This is a genomic window from Eudoraea adriatica DSM 19308, from assembly GCF_000382125.1.
GTDB classification, from domain to species: Bacteria; Bacteroidota; Bacteroidia; order Flavobacteriales; family Flavobacteriaceae; genus Eudoraea; species Eudoraea adriatica.
The window spans coordinates 292281-313214 of record NZ_KB907546.1 but is presented as its reverse complement, the minus strand read 5'-3'; the positions used below and the strand labels follow the sequence as shown (position 1 = coordinate 313214).

18 protein-coding genes are annotated in these 20934 nt (G+C 38.4%); 10 read left to right on the top strand and 8 right to left on the bottom strand.

Features of this window, described 5'->3' with window-relative positions; all coding sequences use genetic code 11:
* The first annotated feature begins 15 nt into the window (after positions 1 to 15).
* The 5 genes from cysS to G504_RS0101540 all read left to right on the top strand — a co-directional run bounded on the left by cysS (position 16) and on the right by G504_RS0101540 (position 3954).
* The gene (gene cysS, locus G504_RS0101565) at positions 16 to 1500 is read left to right on the top strand and encodes a cysteine--tRNA ligase (RefSeq protein WP_019668371.1); all 1485 of its coding nucleotides are present in this window, start codon (positions 16 to 18) and stop codon (positions 1498 to 1500) included.
* A 102-nt stretch (positions 1501 to 1602) separates the two neighbouring features.
* Entirely contained in the window at positions 1603 to 1824 is a 222-nt protein-coding gene (yidD, locus tag G504_RS0101555) for a membrane protein insertion efficiency factor YidD (protein ID WP_019668370.1), read from the top strand.
* A gap of 117 nt (positions 1825 to 1941) precedes the next feature.
* Positions 1942 to 2904 (top strand): prolipoprotein diacylglyceryl transferase, encoded by a 963-nt coding sequence (gene lgt / locus G504_RS0101550; protein WP_019668369.1) that lies wholly within the window; start codon positions 1942 to 1944, stop codon positions 2902 to 2904.
* A gap of 26 nt (positions 2905 to 2930) precedes the next feature.
* A complete protein-coding gene (locus tag G504_RS0101545) occupies positions 2931 to 3425 on the top strand; it encodes a DUF192 domain-containing protein (protein WP_019668368.1) in 495 nt (164 codons plus the stop codon).
* 7 nt (positions 3426 to 3432) lie between these two features.
* Positions 3433 to 3954 (top strand): GNAT family N-acetyltransferase, encoded by a 522-nt coding sequence (locus tag G504_RS0101540; protein ID WP_019668367.1) that lies wholly within the window; start codon positions 3433 to 3435, stop codon positions 3952 to 3954.
* 44 nt (positions 3955 to 3998) lie between these two features.
* Here the strand turns inward: G504_RS0101540 and G504_RS0101535 are convergent, their stop codons facing one another.
* Positions 3999 to 4205 (bottom strand): YgaP family membrane protein, encoded by a 207-nt coding sequence (locus G504_RS0101535; protein WP_019668366.1) that lies wholly within the window; start codon positions 4203 to 4205, stop codon positions 3999 to 4001.
* Positions 4206 to 4446: 241 nt separating this feature from the next.
* Here G504_RS0101535 and G504_RS0101530 point away from each other — a divergent pair, with 241 nt between their 5' ends.
* Complete coding sequence (locus G504_RS0101530; RefSeq protein WP_019668365.1) at positions 4447 to 5691, top strand: ATP-binding cassette domain-containing protein; 1245 nt, start codon at positions 4447 to 4449, stop codon at positions 5689 to 5691.
* A 177-nt stretch (positions 5692 to 5868) separates the two neighbouring features.
* On the top strand, positions 5869 to 6060 hold the full coding sequence (locus G504_RS0101525; protein ID WP_019668364.1) for a cold-shock protein: 192 nt from the start codon (positions 5869 to 5871) through the stop codon (positions 6058 to 6060).
* 128 nt (positions 6061 to 6188) lie between these two features.
* On the opposite strand, the gene secDF is transcribed toward G504_RS0101525, so the two are convergent.
* Positions 6189 to 9149, bottom strand: coding sequence for a protein translocase subunit SecDF (gene secDF / locus G504_RS0101520; RefSeq protein WP_019668363.1), 2961 nt, complete (start codon positions 9147 to 9149; stop codon positions 6189 to 6191).
* Between the two features lie 251 nt (positions 9150 to 9400).
* The gene (locus G504_RS0101515; protein ID WP_019668362.1) at positions 9401 to 10327 is read right to left on the bottom strand and encodes a malate dehydrogenase; all 927 of its coding nucleotides are present in this window, start codon (positions 10325 to 10327) and stop codon (positions 9401 to 9403) included.
* A gap of 255 nt (positions 10328 to 10582) precedes the next feature.
* Between G504_RS0101515 and G504_RS0101510 the strand changes: the two genes are divergently transcribed.
* Positions 10583 to 10954 carry a hypothetical protein gene (locus tag G504_RS0101510; RefSeq protein WP_157472999.1) on the top strand — a complete coding sequence of 124 codons (372 nt, stop codon included), beginning with the start codon at positions 10583 to 10585 and terminating at the stop codon, positions 10952 to 10954.
* Positions 10955 to 11117: 163 nt separating this feature from the next.
* Here the strand turns inward: G504_RS0101510 and gyrB are convergent, their stop codons facing one another.
* Positions 11118 to 13058 (bottom strand): DNA topoisomerase (ATP-hydrolyzing) subunit B, encoded by a 1941-nt coding sequence (gene gyrB, locus G504_RS0101505; RefSeq protein WP_019668360.1) that lies wholly within the window; start codon positions 13056 to 13058, stop codon positions 11118 to 11120.
* Positions 13059 to 13288: 230 nt separating this feature from the next.
* Between gyrB and G504_RS0101500 the strand changes: the two genes are divergently transcribed.
* On the top strand, positions 13289 to 14746 hold the full coding sequence (locus tag G504_RS0101500) for an SLC13 family permease (RefSeq protein WP_019668359.1): 1458 nt from the start codon (positions 13289 to 13291) through the stop codon (positions 14744 to 14746).
* A gap of 171 nt (positions 14747 to 14917) precedes the next feature.
* Here the strand turns inward: G504_RS0101500 and asnB are convergent, their stop codons facing one another.
* Positions 14918 to 16588, bottom strand: coding sequence for an asparagine synthase B (gene asnB, locus G504_RS0101495; protein WP_019668358.1), 1671 nt, complete (start codon positions 16586 to 16588; stop codon positions 14918 to 14920).
* 245 nt (positions 16589 to 16833) lie between these two features.
* On the opposite strand from asnB, the gene G504_RS0101490 reads away from it, so the two are divergent.
* Positions 16834 to 17379 carry a DUF2911 domain-containing protein gene (locus G504_RS0101490; RefSeq protein ID WP_019668357.1) on the top strand — a complete coding sequence of 182 codons (546 nt, stop codon included), beginning with the start codon at positions 16834 to 16836 and terminating at the stop codon, positions 17377 to 17379.
* 84 nt (positions 17380 to 17463) lie between these two features.
* Here G504_RS0101490 and G504_RS0101485 read toward each other — a convergent pair whose 3' ends face one another.
* From G504_RS0101485 to G504_RS0101475, 3 genes are all read right to left on the bottom strand, one after another.
* Positions 17464 to 17877 (bottom strand): hypothetical protein, encoded by a 414-nt coding sequence (locus G504_RS0101485; RefSeq protein WP_157472997.1) that lies wholly within the window; start codon positions 17875 to 17877, stop codon positions 17464 to 17466.
* Between the two features lie 54 nt (positions 17878 to 17931).
* Positions 17932 to 19023, bottom strand: coding sequence for an OmpA family protein (locus G504_RS0101480; protein ID WP_157472995.1), 1092 nt, complete (start codon positions 19021 to 19023; stop codon positions 17932 to 17934).
* Positions 19024 to 19172: 149 nt separating this feature from the next.
* Positions 19173 to 20924, bottom strand: coding sequence for a TonB-dependent receptor (locus G504_RS0101475; protein ID WP_019668354.1), 1752 nt, complete (start codon positions 20922 to 20924; stop codon positions 19173 to 19175).
* Between the last annotated feature and the right edge of the window lie 10 nt (positions 20925 to 20934).

Here is a 20934-nt window from a genome sequence, read left to right as displayed (position 1 = left end):
TTGTATCCAGCAACAATGCAATTGTATAAAACCCAACGCCTTAAAGTTTACAATTCCCTTACAAGTACCAAAGAACTATTTGAGCCTATAAACGAAGGGCACGTAGGCATGTATGTATGTGGTCCCACGGTTTATAGCAATGTGCACCTGGGAAACTGCCGGACTTTTATGTCGTTTGATATGATCTTCCGGTACCTGAGGCATTTGGGGTACAAAGTTCGCTATGTCAGAAATATTACTGATGCCGGGCATTTGGAAGACGATTCGGATGAAGGGGAAGATAAAATTTCCAAAAAGGCGAGATTGGAGCAAATAGAGCCCATGGAGGTGGTGCAACGTTACACGGTAGATTTTCATAATATCCTTCAAAAATTTAACTTTTTACCTCCCAGTATTGAGCCAACAGCAACGGGCCATATAATAGAACAAATTGAGATTATTAAGGAAATCCTTGATAAAGGTTATGCCTATGAAATAAATGGTTCTGTATACTTCGACGTGAATAAGTTTAATGAAGATTACGAATACGGTAAACTGAGTGGCAGAAAGCTGGAGGATATGATCTCCAATACCCGGGAACTTGCCGCTCAGAACGAAAAGAAAAACCCTCAGGATTTTGCCCTGTGGAAAAAAGCTGAACCACAACATATAATGCGTTGGCCTTCTCCGTGGGGAGATGGCTTTCCCGGATGGCATCTTGAATGTACGGCCATGAGCACAAAATATCTCGGTGAGAATTTTGATATTCACGGCGGTGGAATGGACCTTAAATTTCCTCATCATGAATGTGAAATAGCTCAGGCAGAGGCAAGTAATGGTCAATCTCCTGTGAAATATTGGTTGCACGCCAATATGCTTACCCTGAATGGCAAAAAAATGGCAAAATCTACGGGTAATAATATTCTCCCTTATGAGATTTTTACCGGTAATAACAACATTCTCAGTAAAGCATTTTCTCCTTCTGTGGTTCGATTTTTTATGATGCAGGCACATTATACAAGTATTCTCGATTTGAGCAACGATGCCTTGCTGGCGTCTGAAAAAGGGTATCAAAGACTTATGGAGGCAATTGCTAATCTGGATGGCTTAAAAACCACCAGTGGCACTTCAGGTTTTGATATAAAGGCATGGAGACAAAAGTGCTATGATGCAATGAATGATGATTTTAATACCCCGATTCTTATTGCAAACCTTTTTGAAGGCGTTAAACATATCAACCTAATAAAGGAGGGGAAAGAACAGCTCTCTGAGGAGGACAAAAAAATACTTATCGAGACTATGAATAGTTTTGTGTTTGACGTTCTTGGTTTGGAAAATAAAAATGATGCAGGAAAAGACTCAGAGAAGTTATCTGGTGTCGTGGAGTTATTAATTCAATTGCGCAATGACGCTCGTGCTAACAAAAATTTTGAGACTTCTGATAAAATAAGAGATCAACTGGCCGCCCTTGGCATTCAGCTCAAAGACAGCAAGGAGGGCACAACCTTCAGTGTCTCCTGATGAATTTCAGTATCGTAAATGACGGTGTATTGGAGGCTTCTTTTTATGGAAATTCTAATATTAACCGTATTAAAAATCAAGAGCTAAAAAATATTCTTTAAGGTGAAAAAGATTTTAATTGCACCCTTTGTTCTTTTGGTAAGGTTTTACCAGTTGGTAATTTCACCACTCACCCCGGCCAGCTGCAGGTATTCGCCAACATGCTCACAGTATACCCTTGAAGCTTTGCAAAAACATGGGCTTTTTAAGGGAGGCTGGCTGGCCATAAAACGAATTGTTAGTTGTAACCCCTGGGGTGGGAAAGGTTATGACCCTGTACCCTGACCTTTAAAATTTAAAACCTGTATCTGCTCTGTAAAGCTTTTATACAAAAAAGTTAAGCTGTTATTTGCCCTCCGTCTCTGCTCAATTTTCTTATCTTAGTCGCTTAAAATTTTCACTATGTACTTTTTAGGAATTATATGGAATCCTGATGATACCCTTTTCAAAATTGGCGTATTGCAAATTAAATACTACAATCTTTCCTGGATAGTAGCCTTTGCCCTGGGGTGGTATATTATGAAAAAGATTTTTTTAAACGAAAAGAAATCCCTTGAGCAGTTAGATTCCCTTTTTATTTATACTGTTCTTTCCACTATGCTTGGAGCAAGACTGGGTCACGTCTTTTTTTATGACTGGCCTTATTACAAAAATCATCTTGTGGAAATTCTGCTCCCTATAAAAGAGCGCGCCGGAAGTACGTTGTTTGGAATTATCAATGGTTATGAATTTACAGGTTTTACCGGTCTCGCAAGCCATGGAGCCGCAATAGGTATAATTATAGGTATGTACCTTTTAAGCAGGAAATATAAAGACCTGAAAATGCTTTGGGTTTTAGACAGGGTAGTTATTACTGTGGCTATTGGTGCATTTTTCGTAAGATTGGGCAATTTCTTTAACTCGGAGATTAATGGTAAGATCACAGATGAAAGCTTTATTCTGGCCACTAAATTTGTACGGGATTCAGATGATATGCCGGCTGCATCCGCATTGCAGATTACCAAAGAACAAACGGTTAATGCAGCATATGCAGCTTTAGAAAATAACCCAAAATTTGCCGAGTATTTCAATGCTATTCCTTTCAGGCATCCTGCACAATTGTACGAAGGTGTTGCTTATATTTTTGTTTTTCTGATTCTATACTATTTCTACTGGAAGACCGACAAAAAAAATCAATCCGGATTTTTATTCGGATTGTTCCTGGTATTACTCTGGACCATCCGGTTCTTTGTAGAATTTGTAAAGAAAAGCCAGGGAGGCTTTGAAGAAACATTGGGGTTATTGTCAACCGGTCAATGGTTGAGCATTCCCTTTATCCTTGTCGGGCTTTATTTCATGTTCAGGAAAAAAGGTGCGACTACCTAGAACACGCTATGCTTGCAAATTATAGTATGAAAACACTAAAATTATATGGTTTTGTTCTTATAGCTGCGGCCTTTCTATTAGGTAGTTGCAGGGAAACGCCTAAAAGTCCGGTTAAAACAGAGCCTGTCACTTTTACTAAAGAAGGAGAATTAAGCATCTATAAAGCACAGTCAGACTCATTAATTGTCAGATACGATATTGAAATTGCGGAATCTGACTATGAAACTCAAACAGGGCTCATGTATCGTGAATCCATGGAACCAGATCAGGGGATGTTATTTATCTTTCCGGACGTTCTATATCATTCCTTTTACATGAAAAACACCAAATTCCCCCTGGACCTGATTTTTATAGATGAGGAACTGAGAATTGCCAGTTATAAGGAAAATGCCCAACCTCTGAATGAGACCGGTTTGTCTTCCGAGGTCCCTGTTCAATATGTCCTGGAAGTAAATGCCGGCCAACGCGAAAAATATTTTCTGGAAATTGGTGATCGCATTGAGTTTATAAGAATGAAATAGAGGTAATATGAACTTACTACTTGAAGGGGAGGAAAGTAAACGGCTTATTTTCCGAAAAGTTTCCATGGCAGATTTCAATGCCTGGTTACCCTTTCATGAAGAACCTTTAAGTTTAAAATATTTTGCCGGCGAGATTTTTGAGCCGGAAGTTGCATGCCGGAATTGGTTCACTAAGGTATTTACCCGATATGAAAATAATCTGGGAGGCCTCAACGCCCTTATAAACAAACAGGATGACAAACTTGTAGGCATGTGCGGTCTGCTGATTCAAACTGTAGATGATATCCGGGAACTGGAAATTGGCTATTCTATCTTACCCGAATACTGGAGAAAGGGATATGCTACAGAGGCTGCCAAAAAATGCAAGGCTTACGCCTTTGAACACAAACTGGCTGAATCCATAATTTCAATCATACATATAGATAATATAGGATCTCAAAGAGTAGCCATAAATAATGGGATGCACCTGGATAAAACCACCACTTACAAAGGTATCCCGGTTCATATTTTTAGGGTATCCTCAGGATAATCCTAATTTTTTGGATGTATTTCCCTGAATAACCAATCAAATAATTAATCCTTTTTTGCGCAGGTACTTAATCCGAAAGGAGCATATAGCGGACAAAAGCTAATAAAGCTGGTCAGAATAAATACGGCTCCCAGTATTAACAGAACAATGCCCCAAATCCCGGTTATTGTATTTGTAAAATAGAGAACGATGAAAATCGCAGCCAAAATAAATCGAATAATCCTATCTGTTGAACCCATGTTCTTTTTCATAGTATTGAATTTTAGTTAAATATAAAGTCCAGGCAAAAAACCAGCCCTGTTATTAAACCTAAACAGATGGTGCAAACCTGTATTAGCTTTATTACCTTTTTACTCATAACATAAATTTTCTTCCAGGGGGATTCTAAATATATAAAGTATAAATTCCTTAACCAATTTAATTAATAAATTAAGTGATCAAACTTTTGGCACCTATCTGCTATATTTGCTTAAAACCCGTATTCAGGCTATTATGACCCAAACACAACACTGGGCTGTCTTTATGGATAATCAATCCAATAAACAAGGTCTCATCCGGCAATTGCTCACAGACGGCAGACCACCGCAGCCTTTAGAGGCCTTAAAAGGACAAAAGGGTGCGTTATTTTCTAAACTGGCCCTGGACAATTTTATTGAAGAAGAAGTAAGGCATGATTATAAGCTGCTTACAGCCTCAACTTCCCAAAGTCTTCTATCGATGAGCAGCGGGGAACGCAAAAAAGCCCTTTTGAATTATCTTTTAGAAACAAAACCCGACTTCATTATCCTGGACAACCCTTTTGATAATCTGGATCAGGATTCGCAAAAACAGCTTAAAAAGGTTTTGGCAAAGATTTCAGGTTACATTACGATCATTCAACTTATAAGCAGGTCTGCCGATCTGCTGCCTTTTGTCACAAATTTTTCTCGTTTAGATTTCAGCGAATTTTTGGTTATCAAAGACGTAACTAATATAGAACCCCAAAAAAGACAGGTCTTAAATAGAGATGTTCCAAAAGCGTTGAATCATTTTAATTATAGTCATCAAAATCTAATTACGTTTAAAAATGTCTCTGTAAGCTATGAGGAGAAACCTATTCTTAAAAATATTAACTGGAAAATAAAGAAGGGAGAATTTTGGGAACTGGCCGGTAAAAATGGTAGTGGCAAAACAACACTCCTGTCAATGGTCACCGGTGATAATCCAAAAGCCTACGGACAGGATATATTCTTGTTTGGCACACGAAAAGGGAGTGGGGAAAGTGTTTGGGATATCAAAAAAAATATTGGCTACTTTACACCAGCCATGGTAGACCGTTTCAGGGGATACCACAGTCTGGAAAATATGCTTATTTCAGGGCTTTTGGACTCTATTGGATTATATATTAAACCTGGAGAGGCTCAGTTAAGGGTAGCCAGAGAATGGCTGGCTTTACTAAATATGGAGGACAAAAAAGATAATTATTTTCACAATCTGAGTCTTGGTCAACAACGACTTATAATGTGTGCCAGGGCAATGATCAAACATCCCTTACTTTTAATATTGGATGAACCAACGGCAGGTTTGGATGATGCAAGTGCCGCCCTTGTGGTTGATCTTGTTAATAAAATGGCCGCTGAAAGCCATACAACAATAGTTTTTGTATCGCACAGAAAAGAACCGGAATTAAAAGCGCCTTTTACCTATGAATTGGTATGCACATCTGAAGGATCTGTAGGTAAGGTGGTGGAGAATTAGAGATTTATTCCTCCAACTTCTAAGTGAAATGGTTAAAAAATGTCAATGGTAAGGGTGCCTAAGCCATTGTTTCTCTTAAGGAAATGTGAAAAAACGATGTTAAAAGTAAAATAAATAACTTATATACTTAATTTGAAGGATATTAACCTACCTTTGCGGCTAATTTAATATATAATCATGAGTAACGGTACAGTAAAATTTTTCAACAACGCCAAAGGATTTGGATTTATCACTCCGGATGAAGGAGACAAAGACGTATTTGTCCATGCTAGTGGATTAACCGAAGAGATATCAGAGGGAGATAAAGTTAGCTACGATTTAGAAGAAAGCCCTAAAGGTTTAAACGCAGTAAATGTTGAGGTAGTTTAATCCTTAATATTTAACGAATTTTATTTTAAAGCCTGTCTTATAAGACGGGCTTTTTTTGTTTACAGCAAGAAAAAAACCGCAAAGCTTTTTTATGAAGTTTTGCGGTTTTTACTATTTCTTAATAAAACTTATACCTTTTTCTCTGCCAATATTTTTTTTCGCAATGTATCAAACATTACCGGGGTTGCAATAAACAATGAAGAGTATGTACCTATTATTACCCCAATGATCATTGCAAACATGAATCCTCTCAGAGATTCCCCACCAAATACAAAAATGGACAGCAGTACTACAAGAGTTGTAAGTGACGTATTCAGGGTTCTGCTTAATGTACTGTTCAAAGCATTGTCGATATTATCTCCGCCTTTCCAGCCATGATCGCCTACCATTTCCCTGATACGGTCGAAAACTACCACGGTATCATTCAGCGAATAACCGATTACTGTTAAAATTGCCGCAATAAATGCCTGGTCTACTTCCATACTAAAAGGCATTATTTTACTGGTTAGTGAAAAGATACCCAAAACTATCAATACATCGTGGAATACGGCTACAACAGCACCTAAGGAATACTGCCATTTGCGGAAGCGCAGTAAAATATATAGAAAGACTATAGCCAAAGACCCGAAAATAGCCCAAAGTGCATTTTTCTTGATATCATCTGCGATGGTTGGTCCTACTTTTCGGTACTTAAGGACTCCGATATCACCATTTGTTCCGCCGGGAATGAAATCTTCATAAGTGGCTCCATCCGGTAAATATTTTTGTAGCGAAGTATATAATATTCCCAATATCTCATCATCGACTTCTGTACCCTGAACATCTACCTTATACTTAGTCGTTACCATTATCTGGTTAGCATCACCAAAAGTCTTGGCGCTGGCACTTCCTAAGGACGCTGATAACTCGTTCGTTATTTCAGAAGGATTAACTGGGTTTACAAATCGTATCTGGTAATTACGCCCTCCTACAAAATCGACACCTTCATCCAATCCCTGAGTTATTAAAGAAAATAGACCAACGGCTACTAATATAAACGAAAGGACATAGGATATTTTACGTTTGCTCAGGAACTTAATATTTAAATTCTTGAACAGGTTCTTGGTGATAGCTGTAGAAAAGTCAAGGGTTCTTCCTTTTCCGGAAATGTACCAATCCACTAATAACCTCGTAATAAAGATAGCTGTAAACAAGGAGGTTAGAATACCAATAATCAAGGTTGTTGCAAATCCTTTAATAGGGCCACTACCAAAAATCAATAATATTATCGCGGTCAGGCCTGTTGTAACGTTTGCGTCCAAAATAGACGATAATGCATTTGAAAAACCATCTGAGATAGCCTGTCCTTTACCTTTTCCTTTAGCCAATTCTTCCTTTATCCTTTCAAATATCAGAACATTCGCATCCACAGACATACCAATGGTCAATACAATACCTGCAATACCTGGTAAGGTAAGTACTGCGCCCAAACTGGCTAATACACCAAAGATGAGAACGATATTAAAGACCAAAGCGATATCTGCAAAAATACCCGCTTTACCATAATAGAAGACCATCCATAGTAAAACAAAAACCATTGCAATCAGAAAGGACATAAACCCACTGTCTATTGCTTCCTGTCCTAAAGAAGGTCCAACAACAAATGAATCTATTATCTCTGCAGAAGCCGGTAATTTACCTGCCCTTAACACGTTGGCTATATCTTTTGTTTCATTTACGGTAAAAGTACCGGTAATTTCAGAGCTACCTCCCGATATTCCACCCACCTGAGAAACCCCTGGTGCTGTGTATACTTTATTGTCCAGAACTATTGCTATTCCCGTATTATTGAGGTTAGCCTCGCTGGTTAGTTTTTCCCAAAGCTTGGCACCTTTTACATTCATATCCATGCCTACAGCCGGCCTGTTAAACTGGTCGAATTGGTCCCTGGCATCACTCACTACATCACCACTAATTCTGGGGGTATTGTCGCGGTTAGATTTCAGAGCATACAGAGATGCTACTTCAGATTCTTTCGTAGGTCGTTCCCATAAAAATTTTGTGAATTGCACATCTGCAGGCAATAAACGTCGCACCTCCGGCATACGAAGGTATGCACCTATTTCGGCTGTATCCTTTATGGCAGCTATACCCACAGCAAAACCGGGCGCATTTAGCTGTAACTTATCAAATAATGGATTTCTCTCTGTAGCAAGATCCAGAGAATCCTGGGTTAAGTCTGAAAGTAAAGAATCAATTTCAGATTCTTCCTTATCAACAGTTTCTTCTTCGGTATCCTCTACTAATGTTTTTAAACGTTCGTTTGCCTGGATAAAGAAATTTATAAGACTTTGATTACCCGGTTCATAGGTTTCCCAGAACTCCAATTGCGCAGTGCTGGACAGCAGGTCCTGTGCCCTTGCTATATCTCTTGCCCCAGGTAATTCCACCAATATTCTTCCTGATTTACCTTCGCGCTGTATGTTGGGTTGCGTAACACCAAAACCATCAATTCGTTCACGTAAAACTTCGAAAGCAGAGACAACAGATTCATCAATTTTACGACGAATTATAGGTTTTACCTCATCGTCGGTCATTTGAAAATTGATCTCATCACTTAAACCTTTGTTGGCAAATATATCCGGAGAAGCCAATTTTGCATCTCCCTTAATATTATCAAAAGCTTCGAAAAATAATTCTATATAGGTTTCATCGCTGTCTTTAGAAGCTGCATCAGCATCGGCCAATGCCTTGTTAAAGATCGGATTTTTGGTATTGTCAGCGAGGCCTTTTAGAATATCCTTAACCGATATCTGAAGCGTAACATTAATACCTCCTTTGAGATCCAGACCTTTGTTCAGTTCCTTTTTCTTTGCATCGTCGTAACTGGTATAGCCCAAAATAGGATTTCCCCCGATTGAATCTAAGTAAGTGGCTTCTACGGCTTCTCTTTTGGCTACATAATCCTCCTCCGAGGGTGATACAGCAGATGTCGCAAACAAGGTTGCATCTTTTTCTACCTTGGCGGTAATAAATGTATAGGAAAGTTGATAGATACTTACCAGTCCGAACAAGAAAGCAAATAGCTTTATAAGTCCTTTATTCTGCATGGTTTAATTGATTTTTTGATGGAATTTGTAAACAGCGTGCAAATATATCATTTCCCTTAAGAACTGACAATTTATTTATAGTATTTGTATGGATATGAAACTGTTGTAGTCTTCATATTTATAGCTTTATTTTAAATGTCTTATCAAATTTCAACGGCATTGCGATACTGTAATAATTCTTTGAGCTAAACGCATCATAAAAAAAGCATCACAAAAGTGATGCTTTTTAATACCCTAATTTAAGGCCCTAACTACACATCCAGTAGTCCATTTGTATTTCTAACACCTACAGAGCTCTCCTGCATTTTAGTTTTTTCAGTATCACTCAGGGAAATCTCCACTATACTTTCTATACCATTTTTTCCCAGCAAAACAGGAACACCTATGCAAATATCACTTAACCCATATTCACCGTCCAGCAAAGCAGAACAAGGGAACATCTTTTTTTGATCGCAGGCAATGGCCTGAACCAATGCTGAAACGGCAGCACCAGGTGCATACCAGGCACTTGTTCCAAGAAGTTTAGTTAGGGTTGCACCACCTACTTTTGTGTCTTCCACTACCTGCTTGAGGCGGTCTTCAGTTAAAAATTCAGAAACTTTTACGCTATTCCTTGCCGCCTGACTGGCAAGAGGTACCATTCCGGTATCGCTATGTCCGCCAATTACCATTCCGTCAATATCAGAAATAGGTGCATCCAGCGCCTCCGCCAAACGATATTTAAATCTTGCGCTATCCAGTGCTCCTCCCATACCGATAATTTTATTTTTAGGAAGGTTTGTAGTCTTATGCACCAAATAGGTCATAGTATCCATTGGATTGCTAACTACAATCAGAATTACATTAGGGGAATGTTCTATAAGATTTGAAGCAACAGTTTTCACTATCCCGGCATTAATACCAATCAACTCCTCACGAGTCATTCCGGGCTTTCGGGGAATACCGGATGTAATCACTGCAATATCGCTATCAGCGGTTTTTGAATAATCTCCTGTAGTGCCAGTTATCGTTGTATCAAAACCATTCAGAGAAGCTGTTTGCATAAGGTCCATGGCCTTTCCTTCAGCATAACCTTCCTTAATATCAAGCAAAACGACTTCCGAAGCAAAATTTTTAATTGCGATATACTCGGCACAACTAGCACCAACAGCACCCGCTCCAACTACTGTAACTTTCATAATATGTTATTTTTTAGGTGATTGATAAGACTGCCAAAATTACAGAAATTTAACAGATTTAAGAACCCATTTCCAACATATATTTTTCGGGGGAATAGTGGTTTTACTTTAAAGGAATCTATAATAATGTTAAAATAAAACGCAATTCATCGAAGAAAGTCAAATTCAAGTGTATTACATCGAATTTTGACAATACATTTTTTGGTTCAGGCGTTAGAAATTCTATATAGATCCCAAATCTAAAACCTACTAAAATTGAAAAAGCTTTTTTCATTTATGGCCATAGTTGCTATCGTATTAGTCAGCAACTGTTCCAGAATCCCGGAAAACAATGATCCCGTAATAGGAATTTGGTACAAGGTTGATGTTATCAACTCGGGTGAAACTAACAAGCAAACTATCCGACAAGAATGGATCTTCAATGATGCCTATTTAGGAAGGTACCAAAAATACAATGGATCTGTTCTCGATTTTAAAACTGATTTTAGCTGGGTAGCGGATAATGAGATTTACACCATTTCTTATCCGGGAACAGAAATGATCAAAGATGTTGTTAGCATGAAAGAATCTCCGGAAGGAATGTTACTGGAGAATGTAAAAGGAGAAATCCTGGCTAAACGAGAGTAATTCCCCAATTTTTTCCATATAGTTACGAAAAGCAGCCTTTGAAAATGGGCTGCTTTTTATTTTGAATTCAATAACTAAAGGGTATGTATGGAAAGATATTTCATTCCTAATAAAAAAATCCCGTGGCTTTAACTTCGGGATCTTTGCTTTTTAATTCTGGTTGTTATACGTCAATATTCGCGTAAACGGCATTTTTCTCAATAAACTCCCTTCTTGGCGGAACTTCGTCTCCCATTAACATGGAGAATATCCTGTCTGATTCCGTAGCGTTATCAATTGTAACCTGTCTCAATGTTCTGAACTCAGGATTCATAGTAGTATCCCAAAGTTGTTCAGCATTCATTTCTCCCAAACCTTTATAACGCTGTATAGATGCACTGCCTCCAAAACTTTCAACGATTTCATCCCGTTCCTTATCATTCCATGCATAACTTTTTTTATTGCCCTTTTTTACCAGATACAGGGGTGGTGTAGCAATATAAACATGGCCGCCTTCTATTAATTCACGCATATATCGAAAGAAAAAGGTAAGTATTAATGTTTCTATATGACTTCCATCTACATCCGCATCACACATAATCACCACTTTGTGGTAGCGCAATTTCTCAAGATTCAGGGCTTTACTATCATCTTCAGTACCTATAGTTACGCCAAGAGCGGTGTATATATTCCTTATCTCTTCATTTTCAAATACCTTATGCTGCATGGCCTTTTCTACATTCAGGATTTTACCACGTAACGGCAATATAGCCTGAAAATTTCGGTCCCGACCTTGTTTTGCAGTTCCTCCCGCGGAATCTCCTTCCACAAGAAAAACTTCACACAAGCTCGGATCCTGCTCGGAACAGTCAGATAATTTCCCCGGTAAACCTCCAATGCTCATAACCGTTTTTCGCTGCACCATTTCCCTGGCTTTTGCGGCAGCATGCCTTGCCTGCGCAGCAAGGATCACTTTTTGAACTATTATTTTGGCATCATCCGGGTGTTCCTCCAGGTAATTGGTAAGCATTTCAGAAACTGCCTGGCTAACCGCTGATGAAACTTCCCTGTTACCGAGCTTTGTCTTTGTTTGTCCTTCAAACTGAGGCTCACCAACCTTTACGGAAATAATCGCTGTGAGGCCCTCTCTGAAATCGTCGCCTGAAACTTCAAATTTCACTTTGTCCAACATTCCGGAACCATCGGCATATTTCTTCAGCGTTGTGGTAAGTCCTCTCCTGAATCCCGAAAGATGTGTTCCCCCTTCATGGGTATTAATATTGTTTACATAGGAATGCAAATTTTCAGTATAGCTATTATTATAGATCATGGCCACTTCAACAGGAATTCCATTTTTCTCGCCTTCCATGGCTATGACATCCTTTATCAAAGGTTCTCTGTTGCTATCTAAAAAAAGAACAAATTCTTTTAACCCCTGATCCGAATAAAATGTTTCAGATACATAATTACCTTCATCGTCTTTCTGGCGTCTGTCTGTAATACTTATAGTAACTCCCTTATTTAAATAGGAAAGTTCCCTCATTCTGTTAGAAAGGGTTTCGTAACTGTATTCTATAGTTTGTGTAAATATCTCAGTATCCGGGTGAAAAGTCACTATTGTGCCCGTTTCGTTTGATTCCCCAACACTTTTAACGGGGTAAAGTGATTTTCCCCTTTCGTATTCCTGTTCCCATATTTTTCCGCCTCTATGAACAGAAGCCTTTAAATGATCTGAAAGTGCGTTTACCACAGAAACACCTACTCCATGTAAACCACCTGAAACCTTATATGAATCTTTATCAAATTTACCCCCTGCACCAATTTTGGTCATCACTACTTCCAGTGCAGACATTCCTTCCTTCTTATGAAGATCCACCGGGATTCCCCTTCCATTATCCTTGGTGGTAATTGAATTATCCTCGTTAATGATAACGTCAATGGTATCACAATGGCCTCCCATAGCTTCATCAATTGAGTTATCCACTACTTCATATACCAAATGATGTAATCCTCTGACCCCTATATCTCCAATATACATGGACGGCCTCATGCGCACATGTTCAATACCCTCTAATGCCTGAATACTGTCAGCAGAATATTCTTTGTTTTTAGCTTCTTCGCTCATACAATAATTTAAGTATTTTATTTAATTTTTTGCAATCTTACAAATATAGGGAATACCCCATAAAATATAGTGTTGGTGGATATATGCAATAGGTAAGTTATCAACAATTTAACAACAATTTGTGATGCGTTTAACCAATGACGCGTTTTTGGTAATTATCCTGACATTTGTTAGGTTATTTTGAGACTATACTGTGTATTTTTGTGCCATCTTTACTAAAATGAAAAAGCATGGCAGATTCCAGAACGGCTTCGTTAAAACTAATGTCTCATATACAGAAAGTAGTAGATGTGCAAAGCAGGGTTATCTACTTTCTATTGAGTGTTATTTTATCTTTCGCTATTACTTACACTCTTTATGAACCGGCCATGGATCAGGCACAGATCTATGTGCTTTTTCTTTTATTCCTGTCGATTGGCCTTTGGGTAACAGAGGCTATCCCTCCCTTTGCAGTTGGTTTACTGGTATTTGGATTCCTGATTTTTGCCATGAATAGCTACTATTCCCAAATAGATCCTTCAAATGTTCAATCTCATTATATAGGTTATATAAATTCCTGGTCCAGTAGCGTTATCTGGCTTATGCTTGGTGGATTTTTTATGGCAGAAGCGATGAGTAAAACAAAATTGGACAGGGAGGTTTTCAGAATTTCTATTTCAAGATTCGGAACATTGCCAAAATTTGTATTGCTTGGCTTAATGCTTACAACTGCACTTTTCTCAATGATCATGTCCAATACCGCTACTACTGCCATGATGATCGCTTCTGTATTACCATTTATCAACACTCTGGACAAGGATGCCCCTTTTTCCAAAGCTATTTTAATCGGTATTGCGGGTTCAGCTTCTCTTGGGGGTATGGGTACCCTAATTGGCTCCCCTCCTAATGCTATTGCCGTTGAAGCTTTAAATAACAACGGAATTGACATCGGGTTTTTAGAATGGATGATTGTGGGCTTTCCTATTGCCATAATCCTTACTTTGTTATTTTGGCTGATCCTGACCAAAAAATACATCCCCGGAAAAAAAAGAATCGTTATTGAGCTTGAAGAAGTACCTGATGATAAAAATGATACCAATTACAAGTTTAACAGAATTAAAAAGCGAATAGTTCTTGCAGTTCTTTCCATTACACTGCTCCTATGGCTCACTGAAAAAGTTCATGGGATACCTGCTTCTGTGGTCTCTTTGCTTCCTATTATATTGCTCACCATGACCGGTATCATCAACGGAGATGATGTTCGCAAACTCCCCTGGGATACGCTGATGTTGGTAGCCGGCGGGCTGGCACTTGGTCTCGCCATAAAAGAGACCGGCCTTGCAAGCTTTTACGTAGAAAAAATACAGCAATACGATCTTAATTTCTTTGCCCTTGTAATAGCCTTTGGGTTTTTAACGGTTGTAATGTCCAATATTATGAGTAATACGGCAACGGCAACAATATTGATCCCAATAAGTATTATCCTGACATTCAATGATCCGGTAGTATTGCCTCTGGTAATCGGTTTAAGTGCATCCACCGCGTTGTTTCTCCCAATATCTACTCCTCCAAATGCCATTGCTTACAGCACGGACAAATTGGAACAAAAAGACTTTAGATTCGGTGGAATATTTATAGGTATGATTGGACCATTAATCATAACCGCAATTGTGATGCTAATATTTATGATTCTTTATAAGGTGTACTAATCTTCGAATAACTACCATCGGTTTGCACTGCCCAAATCTGCACAGGATTAATTCATCAAAAAAGCACCAATTAATTGGTGCCTCCTTTTGACTAATTAAAAATTCAATAGCTACTTCTTATAGAAGAAGATTTTGCAAACAGAATTTCCTTATTTCACAGCAATAAAACGTTTACTTTTCATAAGCATCATCATGAACATGCGCCACGGCGCGTCCTGACGGGTCATTCATATTTTTAAAGGCCTCATCCCATTCCAGTGCAATTTTAGTGCTGCAAGCCACAGATGGCTCCTGCGGGACAGACCATGCAGCTGCATCGCTGGGAAAGTGACCCTCAAATATAGACCTGTAATAAAATTCTTCCTTTGTAGTAGGGGTTTGAATGGGGTATCTGAATTTGGCATTTGCCAATTGCTCATCAGATACTTCCTTATCCACAACTTCCTTCAAAGTATCTATCCAACTATATCCTACACCATCAGAAAATTGTTCTTTTTGCCTCCAGGCCACACTTTCGGGTAATAATGATTCAAATGCCTTACGCACTACCCATTTTTCCATACGTTCTCCATTTATCATCTTGTCTTTTGGATTAATTCGCATGGCTACATCCATAAATTCTTTGTCCAGAAACGGCACTCTGCCTTCAATTCCCCAGGCAGCCAGAGATTTATTGGCCCTTAAGCAATCATACATATGTAACTTGGTTAGTTTCCTGACAGTCTCTTCATGGAAGTCCTTGGAACTCGGTGCTTTGTGAAAATATAAGTACCCCCCAAACAATTCATCTGCACCTTCACCTGAGAGCACCATTTTAATACCCATAGATTTTATTACACGCGCCATAAGATACATAGGTGTTGATGCCCTGATAGTAGTAATATCGTAGGTTTCCAGGTTGTAAATTACATCCTTAATAGCATCAAGGCCTTCCTGTATGGTAAACTTAATTTCGTGGTGGATAGTACCGATATGATCTGCAACTATTTGCGCGGCTGCGAGATCCGGGGATCCTTCTAATCCTACAGAAAATGAATGCAATTGCGGCCACCAGGCATCCTTGGTGTCATCAGATTCTATTCGTTTTTGAGAATACTTTTTGGCTATAGCAGAAGTAACCGAAGAGTCAAGACCACCTGAAAGTAAAACCCCATAAGGCACATCAGACATAAGCTGCCTGTGTACAGCCGCTTCCAGAGCAACCCGTATTTCATCAATACTTGTTTGGTTTTCCTTTACTGCTTCATAATCCATCCAATCCCTGCTATACCATCTTTTTGGTTCTCCATCACTGCTGTGCAAATAATGTCCGGGCGGAAAAAGCTCTATTTTAGTACATGTGCCTTCCAATGCCTTTAGCTCTGATGCAACGTAAAAGGTGCCATTTTTATCCCAGCCCATATATAATGGAATTATACCCATATGATCTCTGGCAATAAAATATTCATCTTTCTCTGAATCATAAATGGCAAATCCAAATATTCCATTCATATCATCCAGAAAGTCCGCACCTTTTTTCTGGTATAAAGCAAGAATCACCTCACAGTCAGATTGTGTACTGAAATTATAGGACCCCTCAAATTGTTTTCTTAACTCTTTGTGGTTATAAATTTCGCCATTTGCGGCTAAAATCAGCTTCTTGTCTTCACTAAATAAGGGTTGTTTCCCTGATGCAGGATCCACAATTGCGAGACGCTCATGAGCCAATATAGCCTTCTCATTTGCATAAATCCCACTCCAATCCGGACCCCGATGCCGTACTTTCCTGGACATTTCCAATAATTGGGGTCTCAGGTTTTCTGTACTTTCCTTTACATCAAATGCACATACAATTCCACACATTATCTTTAATTTTATATTAATTATTAGGCAAAGATGTCTATTAAATAGTTAAATTGAAACACAAACAAGTATATTTATTTCATATTGTAATTATTATAATCATAATTGATATAATTATTAATCAAAACATTAATTATAATAGGTTTAAACAAACAGTTTGTAAGCAGTACAAATTTTAACGACTCTTTATAAGACCTTAAAAGGATTACTAATTAGATTTGGAGAATATAAAAACAAACACAATTATGAAAAAAGTATTGACATTAACTATCATGGCCTTGGCCATAATTTTTACAAGTGAAATTAACGCACAGGATTTTAGCGGGATGGATAAGAGCCCGGCAGATATTGCTTCATATCCTTCAAGTTACAAAGTTGCCGATAAGTTGATAAAGGTGGTATACAGCAGGCCTCAGTTAAAAGGGAGGGCACTTTCCCAACTCGCTCCAGAAAATAAAGTCTGGAGAACAGGTGCTAACGAAGCAGCTGAAATTACGCTCTACAAAGACATGACGTTTGGTGATACTGCCGTGAAAGCCGGTACTTACTCGCTTTTTACTATACCGGGAGGATCTGAATGGACTGTTATTTTAAATAGCAAATTAAATCAGTGGGGTGCTTATTCCTATGATGAGTCTGCAGATGTTGCACGTGCAAAAGCTTCTGTAAGTATGGGAGAAGATTCACTTGAAGCATTTTCAATTGCTTTTAAAGAAGTTGATGGAGGAGTTCATATGGTTATGGGATGGGGTACTACAAGAGCTGCTGTTCCTTTTAGTTTAAGTATGTAATAGAATTATAGTATAAAGAGAAGCCGAAGTATTTAACTTCGGCTTTTTTTGTTTAAAATATGAGAGGATTTATTCCGTAGCACTTTAAATTCGCCGATTTCCTACAAGAATGAAAGTACCGTCCGGGGTATAGCTTTCTCCCTCAAATGAATCTCCGTCCATGATTAGAGCCACCTCTACCATACTGCCTTCTATATCCACAGAAAAAGTAAGTTTGTTTTTCGACACTTTAACATTGTCCGCAGGCAGTTTACCTCCCGGCATCTCCAGTTCCACGGTATATACTTTCTTTTTTTTAGATACATGTAATATGCCGGAACTATATTCCAGTGGCACATCCTGAACTAAATAGTCCCAACTCCCGGTCCATCTCTTTTTTTTAATAAGAAAAGTAGAAACCACTTCAACCTTAGAAGCGTCAGTCATTTCCATTCCGTATCCATTAGAAAACATAAAGAATATTAGTACAATACCGAAATTCTTAAAGATTGATTTCATTTTAAAAGTTATTAAGTTTATGCCTAAATGTACTGTAATTTTTTGAAGTAATAATTAGTCCTTTCCGGAAATAACAAATGCTACACGCCTATTCTTCTGCCTGCCCTCTTCTGTGTCATTATCGGCTATAGGGACCGTTCCACCATGACCTTTCCAGCTAATCCTGTCTTCTGAAAGTCCGAGTTCTATAAAATACTGAGCAACAGCAGAACAACGTTTATCCGACAAATACTGATTGTAAGCACTTGTACCTATATTATCTGTATGCCCGTCAATATTAATATGAAGCGATTCATTTGCGTACAGATAGCTATAGATTTTTTGAATATCCTTTTTGGCGGCTTCTAATAGTTTAAATTCATCAAAATTGAATAATACGCTTTCAAAAATATGGATTTTATCGAGTTCATAATTTTCCGTTTCAAGATCTATATCGGTCACTGAAAGCGCATTAGCCTCCGATAAATGCAGCTGATTTAAGGATACCATATCCAGGTAATAATAGGCGCCCTGTTTAGCGCCTTTCTTTGTCTTAAACTTCCTGGTACCTGCATTATTTTTAAAATTGCCGATTGTCATATAATTTTCCCATCCTTTAGCTTCAAATCTGGTGCTAACCAATACCCAGTCTCTGGTGTCTTTATAAAAATTAGTATATCCAATTTCCATATAATTATAGGCGTTACCCACAATTTTATACCTATGCATTTTGGAGATTTCTTTTTTAATATCAAGGGACAGGCTATCCTTTGAAAAAAGTACCCCAAAATCCTTTACGGCAAAATCCGAACGTTCTGCAAGACTGACATAAAAAGAAACCTGATAGGTTTTGCCTTTCTCCAGTGTATGCGTTAGAGGCACCTGTACATATTCCCTGTAATCATCCGGGGCATATAGATATAGACCGGCGTATCCATTGCCAAAATCTGAAGGTTGTGTGCCATTGAAATTTTCCGGCGTCCCCATTACTGTGCTGCAACTGTTAAAATAGTCTGTAGAACCTTTTGTTGGTGTACTCCAATGGGCAACATCGGATTCAAAAGTACCCAGACGTGCCGGGCATGCTTCATATTGCTCAAAACTGGGATTCTGTATAAGGTTTTGAGAGAGCAGAGTCATATTACACCAAAAGAAGGCGAGTAACACGAAGTATGTATTCTTTACAACCAAAATAGTATGGGGCTATTACTTTATCCTAAAGTAAGAAATAATCCTCAACTATAGCGTTTATTACGTTTAACAGTGTTTTTAGAAGATGACTGATCTGAATTTAACTTAATTCTTTTCAAAGTCGTTTAAAAATCAAACTTGTAAGACACCCCGGCCAATATCTGCAAACTCTGTACCCTATAGTTAGCCCAGCGTTGGTATGCATTGTTTGCAATATTATTTGCTTTCGCAAAAATGGAAAGATGCTCGTTGAAATGATATCCTATATGGGCATTTACATCAAAAAAACTATCTAACGTTATCACAGCAGAAGGAAAATCTACAGGTAAAACATTCTCTACCACCTGGGCACTTAAATCCTGACGCTCCCCCACATAAAATAAATTTGCACCCAGAAACCATTTATCATTAATCTGGTAATCCAATAGTAAGGACCCTTTAACATCCGGAAGATTCCAGGCAGGATTATTTGTCTCCGTATTATAATCAAAAAGTTCCAGGTTTAATCCGAGCGTGAAATCACGGTTTATATCCAAATTTAACTCAGCAAATAATCCAAGGGTTTTAATATCATCATAAAAGACTTCAAATGAATTTCCATAATAATAGCCTTTTTCATCATCCCTGAAATCATTTTGGGGATTTAGTTTATAAAGGGGTTTTCTGTTTTCGGCTCTATAGAATCCTTTTAGATTGTAACTCAGGCTGGGCAGTAATTGCCCTTTTATTCCCAGAAATCCATCATACTGCCTGTCTGTAGGAAGTATTGTCAGGGTTGGTGACACATAAGGATTTTCGTCCACAAAGCTATAATAAGAATTCTGATCTAAGCCTCCTTCCACACCTCCATAGGCAATTACCGTATCATCTAACAATTTGTAGGAGGCCGTGATTTGGGGATATATATAAAAATTGCTGTCGCTTAGCTCTGTATCCAAACCATAGATCAGTGACACCCCAAAATTCAGGGTATATTTCTCCCCGGATAAGACCAAATTCGGATTTGCACCAAATTGCATCTGTCCGTAATCAATGCCCAATGTGTTTGTCGGGCTATTGATACTTGCGTTCTTAAAACTTCCCCCTACATAGTCAAAAAAAACTTTTAAAGTAACGGTTTCCGTGGAGACAGGAAACAAAAATTTGGGCTGGATCAGGAATCTGTTCTCGCCTGAATCAACAGCGTCCCAAAACCTTCGGTATAATATTTCCCCACCTGAAAAAAAAGATTCTTCCATCTGGAGCTGAGCACCAGCTTCAAGGCCAAAATAGTTTTGCCCTTCATCAATTGTACTGATTGTTGGAGCATCAAATATCCCTTCAGGAAGCCCATACCAATTATATTTCTGATGTTGAAATCCAATATCGGCTCGCCAATTCAAATCCCTCCCTTTTTCATTATAAGAGGCATTCAATTCTGTATTGTAAAAATCAGTATCGAGCAGAACATCTTCCAGATCTGCCCTCGAGGAGCGATGATTAAGTCCAAAATCCACCCTTTTATTGCCTCTGTCTATATCTCTGCTTGTATAAAAGTCTGCCAGGGCATTGCTAAAATTTCCCAGGCTCACAGAAGCATAGGAATTATATAGTTTTTCGGGTTTTGCTTTTTGTACAGCGGATGCCTTGCCCTTTGAAGGAGTAAAAGTTGATGCTACAGGTACAGAGAAAATAGCGTATTCTATCTTCTTTTTTTGAAGAACTATGGAATCATTGAGGTTTGGAATTGATTTAACCTTGAAGGCATCCGATACTGTCGGGGAATATGGCTTCACCACTGTAACCGTCTCCGTCCCAAGGTCCTTTTCTTCCTGGGCCGATAAGAATTGCACTAAACCTATTAAAGCAATTATTGTAACTTTTAATTCCTTATGCATAATGTGTTCT

What these genes read in the sequence shown, in the direction of transcription:
- cysS (WP_019668371.1), top strand. Translation starts at nt 16, where the DNA reads ATGCAATTGTATAAAACCCAACGCCTTAAAGTTTACAATTCCCTTACA.
- gyrB (WP_019668360.1), bottom strand. Translation starts at nt 13,058, where the DNA reads ATGAGCGAAGAAGCTAAAAACAAAGAATATTCTGCTGACAGTATTCAG.
- G504_RS0101545 (WP_019668368.1), top strand. Translation starts at nt 2,931, where the DNA reads ATGAAAACACTAAAATTATATGGTTTTGTTCTTATAGCTGCGGCCTTT.
- secDF (WP_019668363.1), bottom strand. Translation starts at nt 9,149, where the DNA reads ATGCAGAATAAAGGACTTATAAAGCTATTTGCTTTCTTGTTCGGACTG.
- G504_RS0101525 (WP_019668364.1), top strand. Translation starts at nt 5,869, where the DNA reads ATGAGTAACGGTACAGTAAAATTTTTCAACAACGCCAAAGGATTTGGA.
- G504_RS0101485 (WP_157472997.1), bottom strand. Translation starts at nt 17,877, where the DNA reads ATGAAATCAATCTTTAAGAATTTCGGTATTGTACTAATATTCTTTATG.
- G504_RS0101490 (WP_019668357.1), top strand. Translation starts at nt 16,834, where the DNA reads ATGAAAAAAGTATTGACATTAACTATCATGGCCTTGGCCATAATTTTT.
- G504_RS0101530 (WP_019668365.1), top strand. Translation starts at nt 4,447, where the DNA reads ATGACCCAAACACAACACTGGGCTGTCTTTATGGATAATCAATCCAAT.
- G504_RS0101500 (WP_019668359.1), top strand. Translation starts at nt 13,289, where the DNA reads ATGGCAGATTCCAGAACGGCTTCGTTAAAACTAATGTCTCATATACAG.
- G504_RS0101535 (WP_019668366.1), bottom strand. Translation starts at nt 4,205, where the DNA reads ATGAAAAAGAACATGGGTTCAACAGATAGGATTATTCGATTTATTTTG.
- G504_RS0101475 (WP_019668354.1), bottom strand. Translation starts at nt 20,924, where the DNA reads ATGCATAAGGAATTAAAAGTTACAATAATTGCTTTAATAGGTTTAGTG.
- asnB (WP_019668358.1), bottom strand. Translation starts at nt 16,588, where the DNA reads ATGTGTGGAATTGTATGTGCATTTGATGTAAAGGAAAGTACAGAAAAC.
- lgt (WP_019668369.1), top strand. Translation starts at nt 1,942, where the DNA reads ATGTACTTTTTAGGAATTATATGGAATCCTGATGATACCCTTTTCAAA.
- G504_RS0101515 (WP_019668362.1), bottom strand. Translation starts at nt 10,327, where the DNA reads ATGAAAGTTACAGTAGTTGGAGCGGGTGCTGTTGGTGCTAGTTGTGCC.
- G504_RS0101540 (WP_019668367.1), top strand. Translation starts at nt 3,433, where the DNA reads ATGAACTTACTACTTGAAGGGGAGGAAAGTAAACGGCTTATTTTCCGA.